The 19,899-nt window shown below is 65.8% G+C and carries 10 protein-coding genes and 1 tRNA gene; 6 read left to right on the top strand and 5 right to left on the bottom strand.

Annotated elements, in window-relative coordinates:
* Nucleotides 1-17: 17 nt before the first annotated feature.
* On the bottom strand, nt 18-1,418 hold the full coding sequence (locus AX725_RS03980) for a methyl-accepting chemotaxis protein (RefSeq protein WP_060977762.1): 1,401 nt from the start codon (nt 1,416-1,418) through the stop codon (nt 18-20).
* 568 nt (nt 1,419-1,986) lie between these two features.
* On the opposite strand from AX725_RS03980, the gene AX725_RS03975 reads away from it, so the two are divergent.
* Genes AX725_RS03975 through AX725_RS03965 form a run of 3 tightly spaced genes read left to right on the top strand, consistent with a single transcriptional unit; the run spans nt 1,987 to nt 8,689 of the window.
* Nucleotides 1,987-4,419: a CHAT domain-containing protein gene (locus AX725_RS03975; RefSeq protein WP_202184366.1), complete on the top strand. Its 2,433-nt coding sequence runs from the start codon at nt 1,987-1,989 to the stop codon at nt 4,417-4,419.
* Complete coding sequence (locus tag AX725_RS03970; RefSeq protein ID WP_060977760.1) at nt 4,416-6,815, top strand: two-partner secretion domain-containing protein; 2,400 nt, start codon at nt 4,416-4,418, stop codon at nt 6,813-6,815. Before AX725_RS03975 ends, AX725_RS03970 begins: the two co-directional genes overlap by 4 nt.
* On the top strand, nt 6,806-8,689 hold the full coding sequence (locus tag AX725_RS03965) for a ShlB/FhaC/HecB family hemolysin secretion/activation protein (RefSeq protein ID WP_060977759.1): 1,884 nt from the start codon (nt 6,806-6,808) through the stop codon (nt 8,687-8,689). Before AX725_RS03970 ends, AX725_RS03965 begins: the two co-directional genes overlap by 10 nt.
* Before the next feature lie 47 nt (nt 8,690-8,736).
* On the opposite strand, the gene AX725_RS03960 is transcribed toward AX725_RS03965, so the two are convergent.
* The 4 genes from AX725_RS03960 to recJ all read right to left on the bottom strand — a co-directional run bounded on the left by AX725_RS03960 (nt 8,737) and on the right by recJ (nt 16,200).
* Entirely contained in the window at nt 8,737-10,641 is a 1,905-nt protein-coding gene (locus AX725_RS03960; protein ID WP_060977758.1) for a TonB-dependent receptor plug domain-containing protein, read from the bottom strand.
* A gap of 38 nt (nt 10,642-10,679) precedes the next feature.
* Nucleotides 10,680-13,871 carry a WD40/YVTN/BNR-like repeat-containing protein gene (locus tag AX725_RS03955; RefSeq protein ID WP_060977757.1) on the bottom strand — a complete coding sequence of 1,064 codons (3,192 nt, stop codon included), beginning with the start codon at nt 13,869-13,871 and terminating at the stop codon, nt 10,680-10,682.
* A gap of 394 nt (nt 13,872-14,265) precedes the next feature.
* A tRNA-Glu gene (locus tag AX725_RS03950) sits at nt 14,266-14,340 on the bottom strand.
* A 75-nt stretch (nt 14,341-14,415) separates the two neighbouring features.
* Complete coding sequence (gene recJ / locus AX725_RS03945) at nt 14,416-16,200, bottom strand: single-stranded-DNA-specific exonuclease RecJ (protein ID WP_060977756.1); 1,785 nt, start codon at nt 16,198-16,200, stop codon at nt 14,416-14,418.
* A gap of 91 nt (nt 16,201-16,291) precedes the next feature.
* Between recJ and AX725_RS03940 the strand changes: the two genes are divergently transcribed.
* Genes AX725_RS03940 through AX725_RS03930 form a run of 3 tightly spaced genes read left to right on the top strand, consistent with a single transcriptional unit; the run spans nt 16,292 to nt 19,776 of the window.
* Entirely contained in the window at nt 16,292-16,786 is a 495-nt protein-coding gene (locus tag AX725_RS03940) for a flavodoxin family protein (RefSeq protein WP_060977755.1), read from the top strand.
* A 54-nt stretch (nt 16,787-16,840) separates the two neighbouring features.
* Complete coding sequence (locus AX725_RS03935) at nt 16,841-18,772, top strand: S9 family peptidase (RefSeq protein WP_060977754.1); 1,932 nt, start codon at nt 16,841-16,843, stop codon at nt 18,770-18,772.
* Entirely contained in the window at nt 18,769-19,776 is a 1,008-nt protein-coding gene (locus AX725_RS03930) for a histone deacetylase family protein (RefSeq protein ID WP_060977753.1), read from the top strand. The genes AX725_RS03935 and AX725_RS03930 overlap by 4 nt, the downstream gene beginning before the upstream one ends.
* The last annotated feature ends 123 nt before the right edge of the window (nt 19,777-19,899 follow it).

Here is a 19,899-nt window from a genome sequence, read left to right as displayed (position 1 = left end):
CTCTGTTCTCCTGTTCCTCAGAATTCCGACCAGTCTTCTTCGGAAATGGTTAATGCTAGGTTTCCTGAAACCATCGGCGTGCGCGCGGCAGGGGCACGGCGGGGCGCCTTCGCGGCCGCGGGCTGCTTGATCGGCGCGGCGTTTCCTGTCTGGAAGCGCTGGACAACCTGAGCCAAATCAGTGGCTTCCTCTGCCAGGCTGCGGGCTGCGGCGTTCGATTCCTCGACCATCGCGGCATTTTGCTGGGTCATCTTGTCCATCTCGTTCACCGCGAGATTTACCTGCTGCAGGCGCAGCGCCTGCGCCTGGGCCGAAGACGAGATCTCGGAGATTCGCGTGTTGATCGCCGCGACGCGGTCGCTGATCTGCAAGAGAACGGTGCCGGTTTCATCGACCAGCGCAACGCCATCGGCCACGCCTGCGGTCGAAGCGGTGATCAGTTCCTTGATGTCCTTGGCGGCATCGGCGGAGCGCTGGGCGAGCGCGCGCACCTCGTTGGCGACGACCGCAAAGCCCTTGCCAGCATCGCCCGCGCGGGCCGCCTCGACCCCGGCGTTCAGCGCCAGCAGGTTGGTCTGGAACGCGATGCCGTCGATGACATCGATGATGTTGGTGATCTCGCTCGAGGATTTCTGGATCGCATCCATCGCGGTGACCGCACGGCGGACAACGGCCCCGCCATCGGTTGCGGCGTGATGCGCCTCGCTGACCTGCTTGCCGACTTCGGATGCGTTCTGCGCGGTCTGCTGCACCATGCCGGTGACTTCGCGCATCGCTGCGGCGCTTTCTTCCAGGCTGGCGGCCTGCTGTTCGGTGCGGCTGGCCAGATCGTCCGAGGCAGAGCGGATTTCCGAGGCGCCGTTGAGCACGTTCGACGCGGCGCTCGATGTCTGGGTCAGCAGCTGACAGAGCTGTCCCATGGTGTCGTTGAAATCCCGGCGCAGGCTGTCGAATTCAGGGTCGAAGGCCGAGTCGATCGAATAGCTGAGATTGCCGTTCTTCATGTGCTGCAGGCCCGACGTTATCTCGGACACCACGGTACGCAGCACGGCATCCGCGCGGACACGTTCGGCGGCATTGTCCTTGAACACCAGCATCGCCTTGTTCATCCGGCCGACGCAGTCGCGGTGATCGGTAAAGGCGATGGCACTGTTCAGATCGCCAGCCGCAAGCCCCTCCATACGGACGACCGTACTCACATAGGGGTCACAGACCGCCTTTTTTGCATATAGCACGAACGCCCCCACCGCCATCAGCACCGCCAGCTCGCCGATCATTTCCCACAGGGCGTCGCCGTTGCCGCCGACGAGTTCGACAGCGCTGTGCGCGGCGGGAATAATCGCAATGGCCAGCAGCACGCCGAGGATTATGTCGAATTTCTTGCGAATTGGATAATGGGCGTAAAAGTCTTTAAGCATGTTGGTCTCCTCTGGCGTCCCGCTGTCCAGTCTGGATGACACCGCTTAATCCGGCACTGCATAAGCAATGGTTAATGGAAATCGCCTGAAGAATTACCGAGATTTTCTACCTTGAAGCGCGTTCTGATCGATAACCAGACCCGTTCAACTTCGATGGGCTATCGATCGATTGGTTAATGTTGGCAGCAGGATTGGCCATGGCCGCGCGTGCATTAACCGGAGAAAACTGTTTGAAATCAAAATGAAGTCATTTCGACGCTGCCCCTGTCCAGCCGGTCTGACAGAGTGCACCGATGGATCGGCCAAAAGTCCGTCCGACAGGCTGGCGAGCCGTCGGGTCGCGCAGTGCCGCAGCTTGTTTAGGGATGTAAAATTTCTGTTCCAATCTGATGGTGCGTGCTGACCCGCGAGCGGTGTGCGAGTCGCCATGCACCGGTCAGAGGGTGACGACCGGTCGAGCCCTGGCGCACGCCTTGGGAAATCGACTTGTAACTTGCCATTGGCTAGTCATAACCTTCTGCGTCCGCCAATAGACAGCGGAGCCTCACCCCCGGACAAGGGCTTGATGATGGCAGCTATGGTTCCTTCTCGGCGCGGCTTCGTCATCAGCGTCCTGACTGCCATCGGCAAGCTGGGTGCTGCCGGATTCATCATGGATGCACCCCCCGCCCTTGCCGCCAGTCCGGCGCAACTGTGCCAATCGTTCGACCGTGGCCGCGTGGCCGCACCGATCGATGGCGCGGCCTTGCGCAGATCGACCGAGATGATCGAACAACGGCTGGCGCGCCGCAGCGGATCGACCGAAAGCGCCAACGGCGCGATGGAACTGCTGAACCTCGAGGAGGCAGCATCGGGTGCCGCAGAATTGAGCGAGCTTGCCGCCTATTGCGCTGCAGCCGGCGAACTGATGCGCACCGGCAGTGGCGGGACCCAGTCTGCGGCGCAATCCTTTCTGCTGACCGCGTTCCGCATGGCGGAGGCCGCCGGAGAAGAGCAGGTTGCGTCGCGCGCAGCCTACAGGCTTGGGCTGGTGTCGCTCAATGCCGCGACCATACCGGCAACCCGCGGGGCGAGACGTTCGCGATCGGGTACGCGCGGTGCGGTCCAGACCGTGGTGCAGGCCGATGCGATCGGAGACGGCGTCTGCGGCGCCCTGTCCGGCGTCCAGCTGGGCACGACATCTCCGCAATATGTCGCGTCCGTCGCCTTGCGCTGCGCATCGGTGCGCAGCCTGACCACGCAGGATTATCAGACAGCGGCGCTGGCTCAGTTGCGGCTGGCGAGGATATCCCTCGCGCTATTGGCCAAAGCCGATGACCGTCAGGACTATCTCAGATCGACCATCGCGAGCGCTCTTGAGCAGGGCTTTGCCGCCGCCGCATCCATTCCGGGCGCGGCCATGCGCAGCGAGATCACCGGGCGGCTTGCAGAGGTGGCGCTCGAGAGCGGGGCGGCCGACACGGCGACGCTCGGCACCCGGATCGCTGCCATGCGCTCTGCGGCAGGTAACGACGCGGCCTGCGCCGCCTATGCGGCTGCGCTCGAGGCGAGGCTGGCATTGGCGCAAGGAGATGCCGGCACCGCGCGCGAACGCATCAATCAGGCGATATTTCTCGAGGCGCAGCGTCCCGTACCTGTGCGCTTGCCCGAATGGTACGTGCTGCTGGCGGAGATCGACCCGGAGCACCGCACTGCTCATGCGCTTGCCGGCTACCGGGCACTCGAGGCAATCAGGCCGCTCTTGCCCGCGGTCGATCCGCTGACCGAAGAATCCACCTTTGCCCTGCGAATGCACAAGGTGTTCGAAAAGGCGGTCGATGTGACGCTATCGTCGATCCCGCCGGGCGACAGCCGCGAGGGAGAGGTGATCCTCGCCGCCCAGACGATGATCGAGACCTTCCGCGAGGCGGAAATTCAGAGCCTATTCGGCAGCGAATGCGTCCCGCCGCGCATCCCCTTCACGCCATCGGACCTCGCGGCGGGCGAGGTGCTGCTCTATCCGGTTCTGCTCGCTGACCGGCTCGAGATCATCCTGGCTGAGCGTCCGGCATCGGGCGGACCGGCCATCTACAGGCGGTTGCCGCCTGACCAGGCTGCCGATCGCCAGCGCGTCGCGGCGCTGGTCGAGAAGGTCAATCTGGGGCTGAGCGAAGGCTTTGACGACGCATGGCGCCCGCCCGCGCGCGAGCTGGATGCGCTGCTCATCGAGCCTGTGGCAGCCCTGCTCTCGCCCGAGACCACCCTGGTGATCATTCCCGATGGCCCGTTGCGCGCGCTGCCCTTTGCGGCGCTGCCCGATGCGGCAGGCCGTTTTCTCGTCGAGCGCACCCGGCTGGGTGGCAGCCCTGCGCTCGGCTATTCGCAGCCCGGTTCCGGCAGGCGCGACGATCAGCTGCGCGTCGTTGCGGCCTCGTTGCAGCAAAGCGTCGAGATTTTCGGCGGCACCTTTCCGGCGCTCGAAGGCACGACCGAGGAGGCGCGAATCGCCGCTGCCGTCGGCAAGCGCTCGGGCAGCCGGTTCATCGAGGATTTCCGCCGCGCCGATCTGGCCGAGGCGCTGCGGGGCGGTGCGATCGATGTGCTGCACCTGGCCACCCACGCCTCGTTCAACGGCGGCTCCAACCGCAGCTTCATCGTCGCCAATGGCGAAGCCATCCCGCTTTCCGAACTGCGCCGGATGATTGCCGGCAACTCGGTGCGCGGCGGAGCGCTCGACCTCATCGTGCTCAGCGCTTGCGAGACCGCCGTGGGCGACGACGAGGCCAATATGGGGCTTGCCGGAGCCGCGATCCAAGCAGGTGCAGCCAGCGCGATCGCCTCGCTCTGGCAGGTCAACGATGCAGGCACGGCAGAGCTGATGCGGCAGTTCTACGCGCGCTATGATGCGGGTCAAAGCAAGGCCGAGGCGTTGCGCCAGGCGCAGCTCGCGCTGCTCGCCGATGGTGCGTTTTCCGATCCCAATATCTGGGCGGCGTTCACGCTGCTGGGGGCCTGGCGATGACGCGGCGCAGCACCCTGCTGGGTAGCGCGCTGATGGCCGCGCTGCCTGCATGGCTGCCGGTCGCCGCCCAGGCGCAGACGGTCATTGTCGCCGATACGGCCCCAGACCGAAACCTGGGGACTATCGTGAACCGCGACGGCACCCGCACGACGATTGACGGCGGCAGACTGGCGGGCAGAAACCTGTTCCACTCGCTTGCTACCTTCCGCCTGAATGCAGGCGACACCGCAGCCTGGACATTTTCCTTCGCGAATCCCGCGTTGATCCAGAACGTCATCACGCGGGTCACCGGAGGCGAGGCATCGACGATCGACGGAACGATCGACAGCGTCGCGCTTCCCAATGCGGATTTCTGGTTCATCAACCCGGCTGGCATCGTGTTCGGCGAGAATGCGCAGCTCAATGTCGCTGCAGGTGCGCATTTTGCCGCCGCTTCGCATCTCGATTTCTTCAGGGGTGGTCGCTTCTCGGCGGTCACGCCCGGCGGATCGACATTCTCGATGACCGTCCCTGAGAGTTTCGGGTTTCAGGGAACCGAGGGCGCGCTGGCGGTTTTCGGCAGCCAGGCCAGTCGGCCGATCGCAGCGCCAGGGGCCATCACCCTGGCCGGGCGCGACCTTTCCATTTCCGATCGTGCGCTTGTGGTCGGGGAGCGGTTTTCGCGGGGATCCGGCTTCCGGCTGATTGCAGCGGGCAACAGCCCCGTCGTGCTGCCCATCAACCCGAACAGCAGCGACCCGATTATCGCCACGGGCCGCCTCACGATCAGCAATGCCGCGATCACGTCCGCCCGCGAGGATGTGGAAATCGATGCCGGATCGATAGTGATGTCCCGGACGGCGATAAGCGTCGATGCACTGTTCGAGCCAACGCTGGTGATGTTCGCCAACGATTCGATCACGCTCACGGACAGCCTGATCAACACGAGCGCGTCTGGCGACAGGGGAGCAGGAGCGATCATCTTTATTGCGCGAAATGCGCTTTCCCTGGATCGAACCACGATTTCCAGCAACCAGGGCGGAACCGGGCTGCAGGGGTTCATCGCGATGGAGGGCAGCGATGTCAGTATCCGGGACTCCCAGATTGCTGCGCGCTCCACCGGGCTTGGCGATGCCGGAAACATCTTTGTCGACGGTCGAAACATTCTCGTCGATGGCAACAGCGCGATCGAGACCAACGGTCTTTCGCGCGGCATCGCCGGGTCGGTGCAATTCAGGGCAAGCGAGTCGATCCGGCTCGCGGATAATGCCGCCATCGCAAGCAACAACAGCATCGGGCGCAGCCCGTTTTCGGGCTTGATTCGCTTTGAGGCCCCCGACATCCGTCTGAGCGGAAATGCCAGCATCACCGCCAATTCGCTGGGATCGGGCAGTCCGGGCGACATCGGGATCGCCGCCCGCCATTTCCAAATGGATGGCGGCCGCATCGAGCTGACCGCAGCCGGCACCGGCGATGCTGGCACGCTTCAGATCACCGCCGATACCATCAGCCTGGCCAATGGTGCCCTGATCAGTTCGGATACCACCAGCCTGGGGCAGGCGGGGTCGATCACCATCCGCGCAACGCAAGGCCTTGCCATGGAGCGGGGCGTGACGGTCACCAGCAGCACGTCGGGCGCTGGGAATGCCGGATCGATCTCGATTTCGGCGAGCGAACTCCGGCTCGATAATTCGGCGATTGCCACCGCGGTGGCACCAGGTGCCCGGGGCGGCGCCGGCAGCATTACCGTCGCCACGCCCGGAGATATCGTGCTGGCCAATGGTTCGCGGATCGCCTCGAGCAACGATGGGCTCGCGACCACGGCGACGAGCGCCGGGACGATCACCGTGGGTGCGCGCAATATCACGCTCGCCAATGGGTCGCAGATCACCACCAATTCGGCTTTCGGTCCCGCCGGGGCCATCCGCCTGGACCTTCCCTCCCGGGGCCTGTTGCGGCTCAGCGATGGGGCTTTCGGGCCCAGCATCGTGACGACATCGTCGGGGCCAGGCACCGGCGGCGTCATCACCATCGGCAATCCGCTTGCGATCATCAGCCAGGGCGGCAACATCTTCGCGCTGGGCGAGCAGGCGGGGGCCAATGTGGTGATCCGCTCGCAATTCTATATCGATGCCGCCGACCGGCTCGATCAGATCCGGGTTAACGGCAATTTCGTCTTCCAGGGCCAGCTCGATTATGTCGCCTCGGGCGAGGAGCCGAGGGATATCGACCTGCTCGATGCAAGTGCGGTGCTGGCAGGACGGTGCCGGGCGGCGCGTGCCGGCGGGGCGAGCCAGTTGAGCATCGCCGCGATCGGACCCTATGGCCTCGCAGAGCCCGATGCCGCACCCGATGAACGTCCATCCAGGCCTGTCGCACTGCTGGACCGCGCCGCTCCGGGGCAGCCGTGCGGCTGAGTCCGGCTCTTGCTACCGCAGGCCTGATCGCGCTCATGTCGGGCTTTTGGGCACCGGCGGCGGCGCAGGTGGTCCCCGATGGAGTGCTGAGACCGGATGCGGGCGCAGCACGGCTGCCGCCCCCCGTTTATGCCGATCCGGTGCCGCGCCCGGCACCCGGACGGTCCGAAACGCCGATGGCGCCATCGGTTCCGCGCGTGCCCGGCGATGTCCCCGGCGTCCCGGACCAGGGGGCGGTCACGCTGACCCAACTCATCGTCGAGGGTGACCGCGCCATGAAGCCGGTTGAGGCATGGGCACCGGCCCGCGATGCGGCAAGCGGGCTTGTCGTCTCACTGGAGCCGGACGAACTCATCGACCCCGCCTGGGTGCAGCGCCAGTTTGCCGCCAACGATCTGGTCGGCCAGCCTGTTCCCTATGCCCGGATCGTCGCGCTGATCCAGCTGATCAATGCGCAGTTCGCCGTGAACGGCTATGTCAATTCGGGTCTGCTAGTCCCCAGCCAGCCGCCGATCCGGGAAAGCGGTCCCTTGCGGCTCAGGCTGGTGCTTGGCCATGTGGCGCCTGATGCGCTGAGCATAGCCGAGCCCGGGGGCGGGCTGGACCGCCGGTTCGTCCTCGACCGGCTGCCCTCCGCCACAGCCTATCCGTTCAACGCCGCCGATTTCGAGCGCGAATTCCGACTGCTGGCAGAGGATGCCGCCATCACCACCGTCAATGCCGATCTGCGCCCGCATGGCCGTCCGGGCGAGGCCGCGCTGGCGGTCGCGGTCGTGCCTGCCGAGCGGCTCGACGCCTATGCCAGTCTTGCCAACAGCCGTACGCCGTCCATCGGTGCGCAGCGCCTGGCGATCGGCGGCAGCATCAGGAATCTGCTGACCCCCGGTGACCGGCTGGCGATCGAATTCGGGCGGACGCGCGGCGTGATCGATCTGGCGGCGACGTTCGAGGAGCCCATTTTCTCGCCGAGCTGGCAGTTCTTCGCCGGATTGGGCTTCAACGATGCGGCCGTGGTCGATTCGGTCCTCGCGCCGCTGGACATTCGCACGGAAGGCATCCAGCTCTACACGGGTCTGGCGCATCAGCTGATCAAGACCCCACTCATGCCCAAGGGCGACGGCACGTTTGCGCCCTCGACCTCGCTGGCGGCGCGCGCGCAGTTCGATTTTCGCGACACGAAAACTTTTCTGCTGGGCGAGCGCTTCAGCTTCGCGCCAGGATCGGTCGATGGCGTGTCGCGCTATTACGCTGCGCGCCTTGCACTCGATTTCGTGTCGCGCTCGATTCGCCAGGTGCTGGCGCTCAGCGTCACCCTTTCGGTCGGCATCGATGGCACCCGAAGCGACATTGCCGGCGTTCCGGCCCCTGACCGCAATTTCATCGGCGTGCTCGGCCAGGCGAATTACGCCCGCAGGCTCAATGCGGCGGGAACCGAATTGCGCGGGCGGATGACGGCCCAGTACAGCAGCAGCGTCACCTATGCCGGAGAGCGCCTGCCTATCGGCGGCCTCAATTCGGTTCGTGGCTATCGCGAGACGCTATACCTCGTCGACAATGCGGTCATCGGTTCGATCGAGCTTTCGCAGCCCTTGAACCTTGGGGGCGGAGCAGATGGCAGCGCTTCCGGGCCGGGCCGGTTCGTCATCGGCGCCTTTGTCGATGCCGCCTGGTTCGAGAACCGCGAGCCCCCCGATCCTCCGCGCGATTTCATCTCAGGGGCGGGCGTCTCGCTGGCCTGGACGCCGCATCCCGCCTTGAGCGCCCGCATCACCTGGGCGCATGACTTCCAGAAGACGCGTGTAGCGGGCAATCGCAACCTGCAGGATGACGGGATCTATTTCTCGATCCTGTTCAACCCGTCGAGACTGCAGTGATAGAGCGAGGGGGGCACGTCGCGGGCGTTGCATTGCCTGCATGGCCCCTAGTCGAAACGCAACCCGATGCGCCACACCCTGCCGGGCGAGGGCAATCCGGCCTGCGGGAAAATCTGTGCATCGGTGAGGTTGTCGACCGCTAGCGTGAGCATCAGGTCGTGTGCGCCCATGCGTGCAATCGGAACGGCTGCGCGCAACGCGATTTCCGCAGCCGCAGGCAGATCGACCCACTGGCCTGCTGCATCGAGATCGATCGCCTTGCCGATCGCGCGCAGTTCGGCGCGAAGGTCGAACCTGCCGGAAACGTTCCAATCGAGCACGGCCAGCGCCTCGTACGAGGGCCGTTGCGGCAACCGGCGGATGGGCGCGCTGCCCGCATCGGCGCGTGCGCTGAGCGCGGTGCCGGACAGCTCGAGCCGCAGCGTCTCGGTCAGATCATGCGCCAGCCGTGCGTCGATGCCGAAGCTGGTCGCACCGGACAGGTTGAACCGCTGGCGTCGGCCATCCGCGAGCACCCGCTGCGACAGGGTGTTCTCCGATCGGATCAGGAACGGGTTGAGCGTCAGCGCAAAACCGGTGCGCGTCAGGCGCAGTTCGGCATCGGCGAGCCAGGCCTGTTCGGGCCTGAGATCGGGATTGATCGCGAAGCGGCCGAGCGCCTCGCCGAACAGCTCGCGTGCGGTGGGGAAGCGCGTCCGCCTGCCGCCGCTGAACGTCAGCGCCGCGCCGCTGCCAAGATCGAACTGCAAGGCTGTCGAGAAGGCACCCGCGCCGAGCGAGGGCTGGCGCGGCTTGTCGCCGGTCAGCGGATTGTCGACCGCATCATAGGCCGCGCCCAGCGTCGCGCGGATGCCCTGGGCGAGTTGTGCGTCTGCCTCCACGCCGGCGCTGTAGAGGTTCTGCCGATATCTGAGCCGGGGTCCGGCAATTGCAGAAGGAAAGTCGGTCTCGACCTGTCGGTGCGTGCTCGACTGCGCCGAGGCCGCCCAGCGCAGGTCGAGCGGCCCCAGCCGGTGCGCCAGAGTGATGCGCCCGCCGGTGGTGCTGTCGTCATCGTCCTGCGTGCGGCGCAGCGCGGCATAGCTGACGCTGCGATACTGGGCGATGCGCTGGCTGAAATCCTGGTGCCAGCCGGTCGCGCGCAACTCGGCATGGTCGCTCAGCGTCAGGCCCAGGTTCAGCGTCGCCTGGGTCAGCGCGATATCGGGATAGCGCCAGAAGCGCGTCCCCGCCTCGGCTGGGCGATCCGATTCGGGCGCGATGCCCCGTTTGGCGGTCAGATGCAGCAGTGAGGCACGCAGGCGTAGATCGCCCTGTTCCGTCCCCAAGCCTGCGAAAAAGCTGGCGGCGTCGAGATCGCTGTTCGTGCGGCGGCTGCGCGAGGCCTGGCTGAAGGGCAGGGGGCCAGCCAGCGGGTCGGCGTCGCGGGTGATGCCGCCAGCGGCCAGGGTCGCTTCGATGGCACCAATCCGTTCGGCCAGCACCACCGATGCGCTGCCCGATCCCAGGCTGCCGGCCTCGGCATGCGCGAAGCTGCCCTGCGCGCTCTGCCGGGTCTGGAAATCGACCACGCCGGCCACGGTATTGGTGCCAAATTCGATCGGCGCGGCACCCTTGGTGATCCGTACATCGCCGATCAGCCCAGCGGGCAGCAGTCCCAGATCGACCCGCCCGTCCCATGGCACCGCAAGCGGGGCGCCGTCGAGAAACACCTGTGTCTGGCGTTCTTCTGCCCCGCGAATGCGCGCCACGGTCTCGCCGCGCGAATTGGCGCGCACGGTGACCCCGGCAACGCCGCGCAGCACATCGGCGAGGCTGCGTGGCTGGCGATCGACAAGCTCGTCCTGCGTGACCACCGTCTGCGGCGGCAGCACGCGGCCCGCTTGCGCAGGGGCAGTGACGGTGATCGGCGGCAGCCTGGTTTCGGCCGCCGCCGTTCCGGTCGTCAACATGGCGGGAGCCGCAAGCGCCGCCGCCAGACAGCGTGCTCTCATTCGGCTGCCGGATCGGCCACCGGTACGGCCAGCGGCCTGCGCTCGACTTCGGCGATTCCCGCTGCGCTCAATTGCGCGTTGAGCTTGGGCATCTCGCTGCCGATCGCCGCTTCGAGCGCCGCCAGCTGCCGGTCGAGCTCGGCCGAAAGCGTCGCGAACACTGCTTCGCTCTGATCTGTCGGGCGCGCCTCGGCGCTCTCCGCAACGCCGATCAGACCGGCGAGCTTGTCGTTGAGCTTGATCGGATAGTTGAGCGGGTCCTGACGCGAGCGGTTACGCACCTGATAGAGCTCGCCCTCGATCGCGCTCAGCTTTGCATCGAATGCGCCCAGGGAGGTGCGCAGCGCGGCATTGGCCGAGGCATTGGCCGCCGCTGCCGCGGTCTGCTCCTTGATCCCGCGGATCAGCAGGACCGCCTCGTTGGCCTGGCTCACGCGGCTGCTGACGCGGTTGGCAAAGTCGAACCGCGCGACCAGGTCCGCCTGGGTGACATTTGTCAGGCGCGGGTCGGTGCGGATCTCGAACGGCTGGGTGAAGCTCTTGCCGTCGACGGTCAGCCGCGCCTGATAGCGCCCCGGTGCCGCCGTGATGCCGCCATTGCGGCTGGTCCACAGGATCATGCCAGGAAAGTCGGTAAAGCCGGGATAGCGCATCTTCCACACGAAGCGGTTGAGGCCGGGCTTCATCGTCGTGGTTGGCTTGGGCTTGGGCTTGAACGGGTCGTTGTCCTCGTCGTCCTTCTTTTCGTCCTTCTTGGGCTCGACCGGATTGCCCGCGAAGCTCTGGATCAGCTGGCCGTCGGGGCCAAGAATGTCGAGCGCCAGCGTCTTGGGGCGGGTAGGCAGGAAATAGTCGATCGCCACGCCCTCATCGACCTCGCGCACGGCAGGGGCAGGGGCGAACAGCCGCTCGGTGCGCGGCGCGCCGCTTTCGAGCTGACGCAGCACACCGATATTGTCGAGCACCCAGAACGAGCGGCCATGCGTCGCGATCACCAGATCGTTGGCGGTGACGGCGAGGTCGGACACCTGCACCGCAGGCAGGTTGCGCTGCAGCTTGCGCCAGTCCTTGCCGCCGTTGAACGAGACCCACACGCCGCGCTCGGTGCCCAGATAGAGAAGGCCGGGGCGAACCGTGTCCTCGCGGATGCTGCGCGCCATCTCGTCGGCGGGCAGGCCGGACACGATCGAAGTCCAGGTCCTGCCGTAGTCGGTGGTCTTCAGCACATAGGGCTTGAAGTCATTGAGCAGGAAACGATGGCCGGTCATATAGGCCGTGCCATCGGCATGCGGCGAATCCTCGACCGTGGTGATCTTGGTGTGGCGCGGCAGGCCCTTGGGCGTGACATTCGCCCATTTGGCGCCGCCATCGCGCGTCACGTGCACCAGGCCGTCGTCCGACCCGGCCCAGATCAGCCCGCGCTCGCGCCGCGACGGGGCGAGGGCGAACACCGTGGCATAGGTCTCGACGCCAGTCTGGTCGCGCGTGATCGGCCCGCCCGAGGGGCCGAGCGTCTTGGGATCGGCAAGCGTCAGGTCGGGGCTGATCTTCTCCCAGCTCTGGCCCTCGTTGCGGCTGCGCCAGACATGCTGCGAGGTAACGTACAGGCTCCTGGGATCGTGCGGATCGAACACGATCGGGAAGGTCCACTGGAAGCGCTCGGCAATCTCGCCCGCCGAATAGCCCATCGGATTGTCGGGCAGCACATTGATCGCGCGCGCCTGGCCGGTTGCGCGATCGTAGCGGTCGAGCGTGCCGCCATAGCTGCCCGCATAAAAGATTTCCGGATTGAGCGGATCGTTGGTGACATAGCCGCTCTCGCCGCCGCCTGCAGCAAAGCCGTACTGGCCGCCGCCGAGCACGTTGACATGCTTCCAGTCGCGCGAGGGCACGCAGATCGTCGAATTGTCCTGCTGCCCGCCGCAGACGAAATAGGGGAAATGGTTGCTCACCGAGACGCGGTACATCTGCGCGGTCGGGTAATTCTGCCGCGTCCAGCTTTCGCCGCCATTGACGCTGACATTCGCGCCGCCGTCATTGGCCTGGATCATCCGCTGGTTGTTGGCGGGATCGATCCACAGATCGTGGTTGTCGCCATGCGGCACCTTGATCTTCTTGAGCGTCGCGCCCGCGTCGTCCGAACGGAAGAAATCGACATTGAGGATATAGACCCGGTCCTTCTCGACCGGATCGGCGAGCAGACGCGAATAATAGAAGGCGCGCTGGCGCATGTCGCGGCTGTCGTTGCTGCGCCGCCAGCTCGCGCCGGCATCGTCGGAGACGAAAAGACCGCCTTCTTCAGCATGCTCGACAATGGCGTAGACACGGTTTGCATCGACCGGCGAGACGCTGACCCCGATCTTGCCGATCAGCCCCGTTTGCGGAAGCCCCGGTGCGCGGGTCAGCTCCTTCCAGGTCTCGCCGCCATCGGTGCTGTGGAACAGCCCGCTGCCCGGGCCGCCCGAGCTCATGCCCCAGGGCTTGCGCCAGGCCTCCCACAGCGCCGCATAGATGTTGCGCGGGTTCTTCGGATCGATCGAGATGTCGACCGCGCCGGTCTTGGCGTCGCGGAACAGCACCTTGCGCCAGCTCTTGCCGCCATCGGTGGTCTTGAACACGCCGCGTTCGGCATTGGCCTCGCCATAATGGCCGAAGCCCGCGACAAAGGCGGTGTCGCAATCGGCCGGATCGATGCGAACGCGCGCGAAATTCTGGACATCGGCAAGACCGGTCTTCGCCCAGGTCTTGCCCGCATCGACCGATTTCCACACGCCATTGCCGGGCAGGATGTTGCCGCGCAGCTGCGTCTCGCCGGTGGTCAGGTAGAGGATATCGGGATTGGCCTCGCACACCGCGACCCCGCCGACCGCGGCGGTATCGAGCTGGCCATCGGTGACCGGCTTCCAGCTCTGACCGCTATCGGTGGTCTTCCACAGGCCGCCGCCCACGGCGGTGAAATAATATTCGTGCGGGCGCGCCGCGCTGCCAGTGGCAGAGATCGAACGCCCGCCACGATCGGGGCCGATATTGCGCCAGGTGAGCGAGGTGAAATAGGCCTGCTCATCCTCGGGCAGCGGGGCATCGGCAGCCTCCTTGGCCTTTTCGAGCTCGTTCGCGTCCTGCGCCAGCACGGCGCTGGCCGGCAACCAGCACATCGCCAGCCCGATCCATTTGTGTCTGAGCTTCATTTACGCCCCCTCTTCCTGTCTGATAGGATCCGCGACCCGGCGGCAGCCGATTCCAGATTGTTTCCGTTGGAACCACCATCGGGTGGCGCACAGGGAAAATCAAGCAAACTCACAGGCTTGGGGGGGCTGATCGCAAACGACCGTGCGGCACCGACCGAGCATGTCGCGCAATCGCTTGGTGCAACGTTATGAAATGACGTGAGCGTGACAGTAACGGGTCAGGTGGGCCAGGCGGAACGGGTTCCAAGGCCGACACGCGATCGCTCGGCACGAACCCGAAACCAAGATTGCCGGAAGCGATATCTTGCCAGTCCAGCTGACATGACCATGTCGGGACAACCCGCAGAAGAGCGCAACATTCGGCACCATTTGGGATGCCATGAAAAAGCATCCGTGGTGACCCCTACGGGAATCGAACCCGTGTTTCAGCCGTGAAAGGGCCGCGTCCTAACCGCTAGACGAAGGGGCCATCTGTGCGGGAAGCGCCCCTCTAAGCAGTTGATGGGGTGCCGTCAAGCGCCCGTTTCCGGTTTTTTTCGCTTTTTCAGAATTCGACCGGAGCCAGGTCGTCGACATGCATTTCGGTGGCGTGATTGCCGTTCCAATTGTCGATCTTGACGCGGCCTGCGAGCCAGAAACGCCGGTCGCGCGGGGCGCCGAGCAGCGCCTGGCCGAGCGAGGTATCGACGCTGCGGAACGCCATCGCCTTGAACGATGCGCCATCATCGCCCGCTGCAATTGCACGGACATGGGTGGTACCGACGACATCACAGCGGACGATTCGCACCGGGCCGGTGGCGAGCCGCGGGGCGGGCCAGCCCATGCCATAGGGCCCCGCCGCCTCCATGCGCTCGACCAGATCGGGGGTGAGGCCGCGCGGGGCGACCAGCGCATCGACCAGCAGCCGCGCCGCGCCCGAAGCGGCGGCGACAGGAGCGGCGAGCCGGTCCTCCAGAAACTCGGCGAATCGGTCGAGCAGATCGGCGTTGATCGTCAGCCCCGCTGCCATGGCATGGCCGCCGCCCGCGACGAGCAGCCCGGCATCCTTGGCCGCGATGATGGCGGCGCCGAGGTCAACGCCGGGGATCGAGCGACCCGATCCCTTGCCGATCCCCGCCTCGTCGAGCGCAATGACCAGCGAGGGGCGGTTCGTCTTTTCCTTGATTCGTCCTGCGACGATGCCGATCACGCCGGGATGCCAGGCGTGGCCCGCGAGCACCGCGACCGCACGGTTGTGCTGCGCGGCGAGCAGGCCTTCGGCTTCCTCCTGCACCATCGCCTCGATCGCGCGGCGCTCATCGTTGAGCCGCGATAGCTCGGCAGCGATCGCGCGCGCTTCGCTCTCGTCTTCGGTGGTCAGCAGCCGGACGCCCAGATCCGCCGATCCGACGCGTCCGCCGGCATTGATGCGCGGACCCAATGCGAAGCCGAGATCCGAGCAGACCGGCGCGCGGGTGAGGCGGCTGGCCTCGATCAATGCGGCCATGCCGATATTGCGCCTGCGGCCCATGATTTTCAGGCCCTGGGCGACGAAGGCGCGGTTGAGGCCCTTGAGTTGCGCGACATCGGCGACGGTGCCCAAGGCCACCAGATCGAGCAGTTCCATCAGCGCGGGCTCAGGACGGCTGGCGAAATAGCCTTGCGCGCGGAGGGTGCGCACCACCGCAGCGGCGAGCAGGAAGGCGACGCCGACGGCGGCGAGATGGCCGTGCGATGCCGCCTCGTCCTCTTCGTCGAGCCGGTTGGGATTGACCAGCGCAAAGGCGCGCGGCAGCACGGCGGCGCATTTGTGGTGATCGACGACGATGACATCAACGCCAGCCTCGTGCGCCATCTGCAGCGCCTCGTAGGCCATCGCACCGCAATCGACGGTGACGATCAATGTCGACCCGTCCTGCGCCAGCTTCGTCAGCGCCGCGCCCGAAGGGCCATAGCCTTCCATCAGCCGGTCAGGGATATAGGCCCCGGCGTCCAGGCCCAGATCGCGCAGCAGCCGGATCAGCAGCGCCGCGCTGGTCGCGCCGTCGACGTCATAATCGCCATAGATGGTGACCTTCTCGCGCGCGATCACCGCTTGCGCGAGGCGGTCGGCGGCATTGTCCATGTCGCGGAAGATCGACGGATTGGGCATGAAGCCGCGGATCGTGGGCGCGCGGTGCCGTTCCAGATCGTCGCGCGGCACGCCGCGGCTGAGCAGCAGCAGCGACACGAGGTCGTCGGGCTGCAGATCGGCCTCGCGGCGGTCGCCCTCGGCACCGCGCCAGTGCCAGGGCTGACCGGTGAGCGATCGGGTGATGCCGAGAACGGGATCGGTGTGGAGCGTGGCCATGGCCTGTCTCTAGCGGGCGCGATTCCGCTTGGCGAGGGTGTGCTGCATTGAAAGGGCTGGATTGCCGGTGGCTGGGCACTATCAAGGCGAGATGACCGAGCGGCCGACCCTGCTGATCCTCTGGCACAGCCGCACCGGCGCGTCGCAGGCGATGGCGGAGGCGGCGGCGGCAACAGCACGCGACGAATGCGCGGTGCGGCTGATCGCAGCGGAGCGGGCCGGGCCCGAGGACATGCTCGCCGCGTCGGGCTATATCTTCGTCTGTCCGGAGAATCTCGCCAGCATGACCGGGGCGATGAAGGAGTTTTTCGACCGCTGCTATTACCCGTTGCTGGGGCGGATCGAGGGGCGTCCCTATGCAGCGATGGTAGCGGCGGGATCGGACGGAGCAGGGGCGGTGCGGCAGATCGAGCGGATCGCGACCGGCTGGCGACTGAAGCGCATCGCCGAAAGCCTGATCGTCTGCACCCATGCGCAAACGCCCGAGGCGATTGCCGCGCACAAGCATCTCGATGACACTGCGCTCGCGCCTTGCAGCGAATTGGGCGCGATGTTCGGGGCGGGGCTGGCCATGGGCATTTTCTGAGCTTAAGTGTTTGCATCTGAAACGAGATTTGGGTCCATTCCTGGGGAGTATCGCATGCTGTTCCGTTCGTCGTTGCTGGCTGTTGCCGCACTCATCGCTGTCCCTGCCGCAGCGCAGCAGGCTTCGGTTGAAACCCGCCAGGTCGGCAACGCGCGGCTCGAGAATGTGCCCGAGATTCCGCAGGACATCCGCGATGCGGTGCAGCGCTACCAGAACTACCGCGAAGCGCGGTTTCAGGACTGGCTGCCAGACGGATCGATGCTGATCACCACGCGCTTCGGGTCGACCTTTCAGGTGCACCATGTGCCCGCTCCCGGCGCGGCGCGGCGGCAGCTGACCTATTTTGGCGAACCCGTTGGCGGCGCGAAGACCGTGCCCGGCAAGAACCGCTTTGTGCTGACTCGCGATACCGGCGGTGACGAGTGGTTCCAGCTTTTCGTCCGCGATCTTGATGGCATCGCCCAGCCGCTCACCGAGCCGGTGACGCGCAACCAGTCACCGGTTTTTGCCAAGGACGGCAGCCTGCTGGTCTGGTCGCGCGCTACCAAGGGGTCGGCCGACTATGCGATCATGGCCGCCGATCCTGCCGATCCCAAGAGCCGCCGGCTGGTCTGGCAGGGCATCGGCGCGGTCGGCCCGCAGGACATCAGCGCGGACAAGGCGACCGTGCTGCTCGCCAAGGGCATTTCCAACCGCGAGAACCATCTGATGCTGCTCGATCTGGCCAGCGGCAAGGTCAGCCCGCTCGACTGGTCGATCAAGGCCAGAGCGCGGTTCGAGGATCCGCGCTTCATCGATGGCGGCAAGGCAATCGTCGCGATCACCAACGCAGGCACTGATACCCGGCGGCTGGTGCGGATCGATACCGCCACCGGCAAGATGACTGCGCTGTCGCGCGAGCCGGGCTGGGATGTCGAGGCCTATGACCTGTCGCCCGACGGCAAGACGCTGGCCTATACGCTTAACGAGGACGGCTATTCGCGCGTGGTTCTGATGCCGCTCGTAGGCGGTGCGGGCATGTCGCCTGCGCTGCCGCGCGGAGTAGTGACGGCCCTGTCATTCTCGCCCGATGGCGGCAAGCTTGCGGTGGGGCTGACCAATGCCACCACCGCGGGCGATGTCTGGACGGTGGAACTGGGCAACCAGGCGATCACCCGCTGGACCCAGTCCGAGCCGGGCGAGCTCGATCCCGCCAGGCTGGTCGAGCCGCAGCTGGTGCGCTTTACCAGCTTTGACGGGCTCACCGTCCCCGCCTTTGTCTATCGGCCCAAGAATGCCGCGCCCGATGCGAAGCTTCCGGTGATCATCGACATTCATGGCGGGCCCGAGGCGCAGACGCGGCCCAGCTGGAACCCCGGCGCGCAATATTTCGCCGATGTGCTCGGTGCGGTCGTCATCCTGCCCAATGTGCGCGGGTCGGACGGCTATGGCACCAAGTACCTGAACCTCGACAACGGTCCGCTGCGCGAGGACAGCGTCAAGGATATCGGCGCGCTGATTGACTGGGCGGGCAAGCAGCCGGGCATGGATGCCAAGCGTATCGCGGTCTATGGCCAGTCCTATGGCGGTTACATGTCGCTCGCTTCGATGACCTTCTATTCGGACAGACTGGTCGGCGGGGTCGAGCGCTATGGCATCAGCGATTTCATCAGCTTCATGGCCAATACCGAAGCCTATCGTCGCGACAACCGCCGCGCCGAATATGGCGACGAGCGCGACCCCAAGATGCGCGCGGTGTTCGAACGGATCGCGCCGCTTAAGAATGTCGGCAAGATCACCAAGCCGATGCTGGTGATGCAGGGCGCCAACGACCCGCGTGTGCCGCAGTCGGAGTCCGATCAGGTGGTTGCCGCGCTTCGCAACAACGGGGTGGAAACCTGGTACGTGCTCTATGCCGATGAGGGCCATGGCTTCCTGAAAAAGGCGAACAACGACCTGCGCCGCGAGGTCGAGACGGTGTTCTTGCGCAAGCTGTTCGCGCAATGAGGACGTTCTTCGATCCGCGCCAGCACGACCATGCACCCGCGATGGAGCTGCATAACGGTGCCTATGTGCCCTATGCCGAACATCGCGGGCGGATGGAGAATGTGCTCGAAGCGCTGAGCGATGTCGAAGCCCCGCGCGATTACGGGCTCGAGCCTATCCGCCGGGTACATCGCGACAACTATCTGGAATTCCTGCAGAGTGCGCACACGCGCTGGGTCGAGGCGGGGCGCCATGGCGATGCGCATGGCTATGCCTGGCCGGTGGTGGGACGGCGTCCGCTGAAGCTCAACCGGATCGATGCGGATCTGGGCCAGTTCAGCTTCGATGCCTCCAGCCCGATTGCTGCGGGCACCTGGTCGAGCGCCTATTGGGCGGCGCAATCGGCGCTCGCGGCGACCGAGGCGGTGCTGGGCGGCGAGCGCGCGGCCTTCGCGCTGTGCCGTCCGCCGGGGCATCATTGCGGTGCGGATTATCTGGGGGGCTATTGTTTCATCAACAATGTCGCAGTCGCGGCTGAGGCGGCGATCGCGGCGGGCCGGACGCGCATTGCGATCCTCGATGTCGATTACCATCACGGCAACGGCACGCAGGACATTTTCTACGATCGCGGCGACGTGATGTTCATCTCGGTGCACGCCGATCCTGCGACCGACTATCCGTTCTTCTGGGGTCATGCCGACGAACGCGGCGAGGGGGAAGGCGAGGGGGCGACGCTCAACCTGCCGCTGCCGCGCGGTACGGACCTGGCCAGCTATACGGCGGCGCTGGAAACGGGACTTGCCGCGATCCGCGATTTCGGTGCGGACATGCTTTGCGTCTCGTTCGGCGCGGATACTTTTGCCGGGGACCCGATCTCGCAATTCGCGCTGCAGACCGCGGACTACACGCCGATCGCGCGCTCGATCGCGGCGCTCGATCTGCCGACGGTGATCGTGATGGAAGGCGGCTATGCGGTCGATGCCCTCGGCGCGAACGTCGCGGCGTTTCTGGCGGGGTTCGGCTAGGGGCGTCGGCTCGGGGCCTTCGACAGGCTCAGGCTGAGCGGGGTTGGGTAATATCCCGCCTTGAAGATAATGCCGCACCATCTCGGCCCAGCCTGCTCTTGTCGAAGGTTCCGCAAAGAGGGT

This window comes from Blastomonas sp. CCH9-A1 (assembly GCF_001557175.1).
In the GTDB taxonomy this organism is placed as follows: domain Bacteria; phylum Pseudomonadota; class Alphaproteobacteria; order Sphingomonadales; family Sphingomonadaceae; genus Blastomonas; species Blastomonas delafieldii_A.
Note: the sequence above shows the minus strand (reverse complement) of the source record. Positions and strands in the feature narration are given on the sequence as shown.

Coding starts and splice junctions, on each gene's coding strand:
- AX725_RS03980 (WP_060977762.1), bottom strand. CDS start 1,418: ATGCTTAAAGACTTTTACGCCCATTATCCAATTCGCAAGAAATTCGAC.
- AX725_RS03975 (WP_202184366.1), top strand. CDS start 1,987: ATGGCAGCTATGGTTCCTTCTCGGCGCGGCTTCGTCATCAGCGTCCTG.
- AX725_RS03970 (WP_060977760.1), top strand. CDS start 4,416: ATGACGCGGCGCAGCACCCTGCTGGGTAGCGCGCTGATGGCCGCGCTG.
- AX725_RS03960 (WP_060977758.1), bottom strand. CDS start 10,641: ATGTTGACGACCGGAACGGCGGCGGCCGAAACCAGGCTGCCGCCGATC.
- AX725_RS03955 (WP_060977757.1), bottom strand. CDS start 13,871: ATGAAGCTCAGACACAAATGGATCGGGCTGGCGATGTGCTGGTTGCCG.
- recJ (WP_060977756.1), bottom strand. CDS start 16,200: ATGGCCACGCTCCACACCGATCCCGTTCTCGGCATCACCCGATCGCTC.
- AX725_RS03940 (WP_060977755.1), top strand. CDS start 16,292: ATGACCGAGCGGCCGACCCTGCTGATCCTCTGGCACAGCCGCACCGGC.
- AX725_RS03935 (WP_060977754.1), top strand. CDS start 16,841: ATGCTGTTCCGTTCGTCGTTGCTGGCTGTTGCCGCACTCATCGCTGTC.
- AX725_RS03930 (WP_060977753.1), top strand. CDS start 18,769: ATGAGGACGTTCTTCGATCCGCGCCAGCACGACCATGCACCCGCGATG.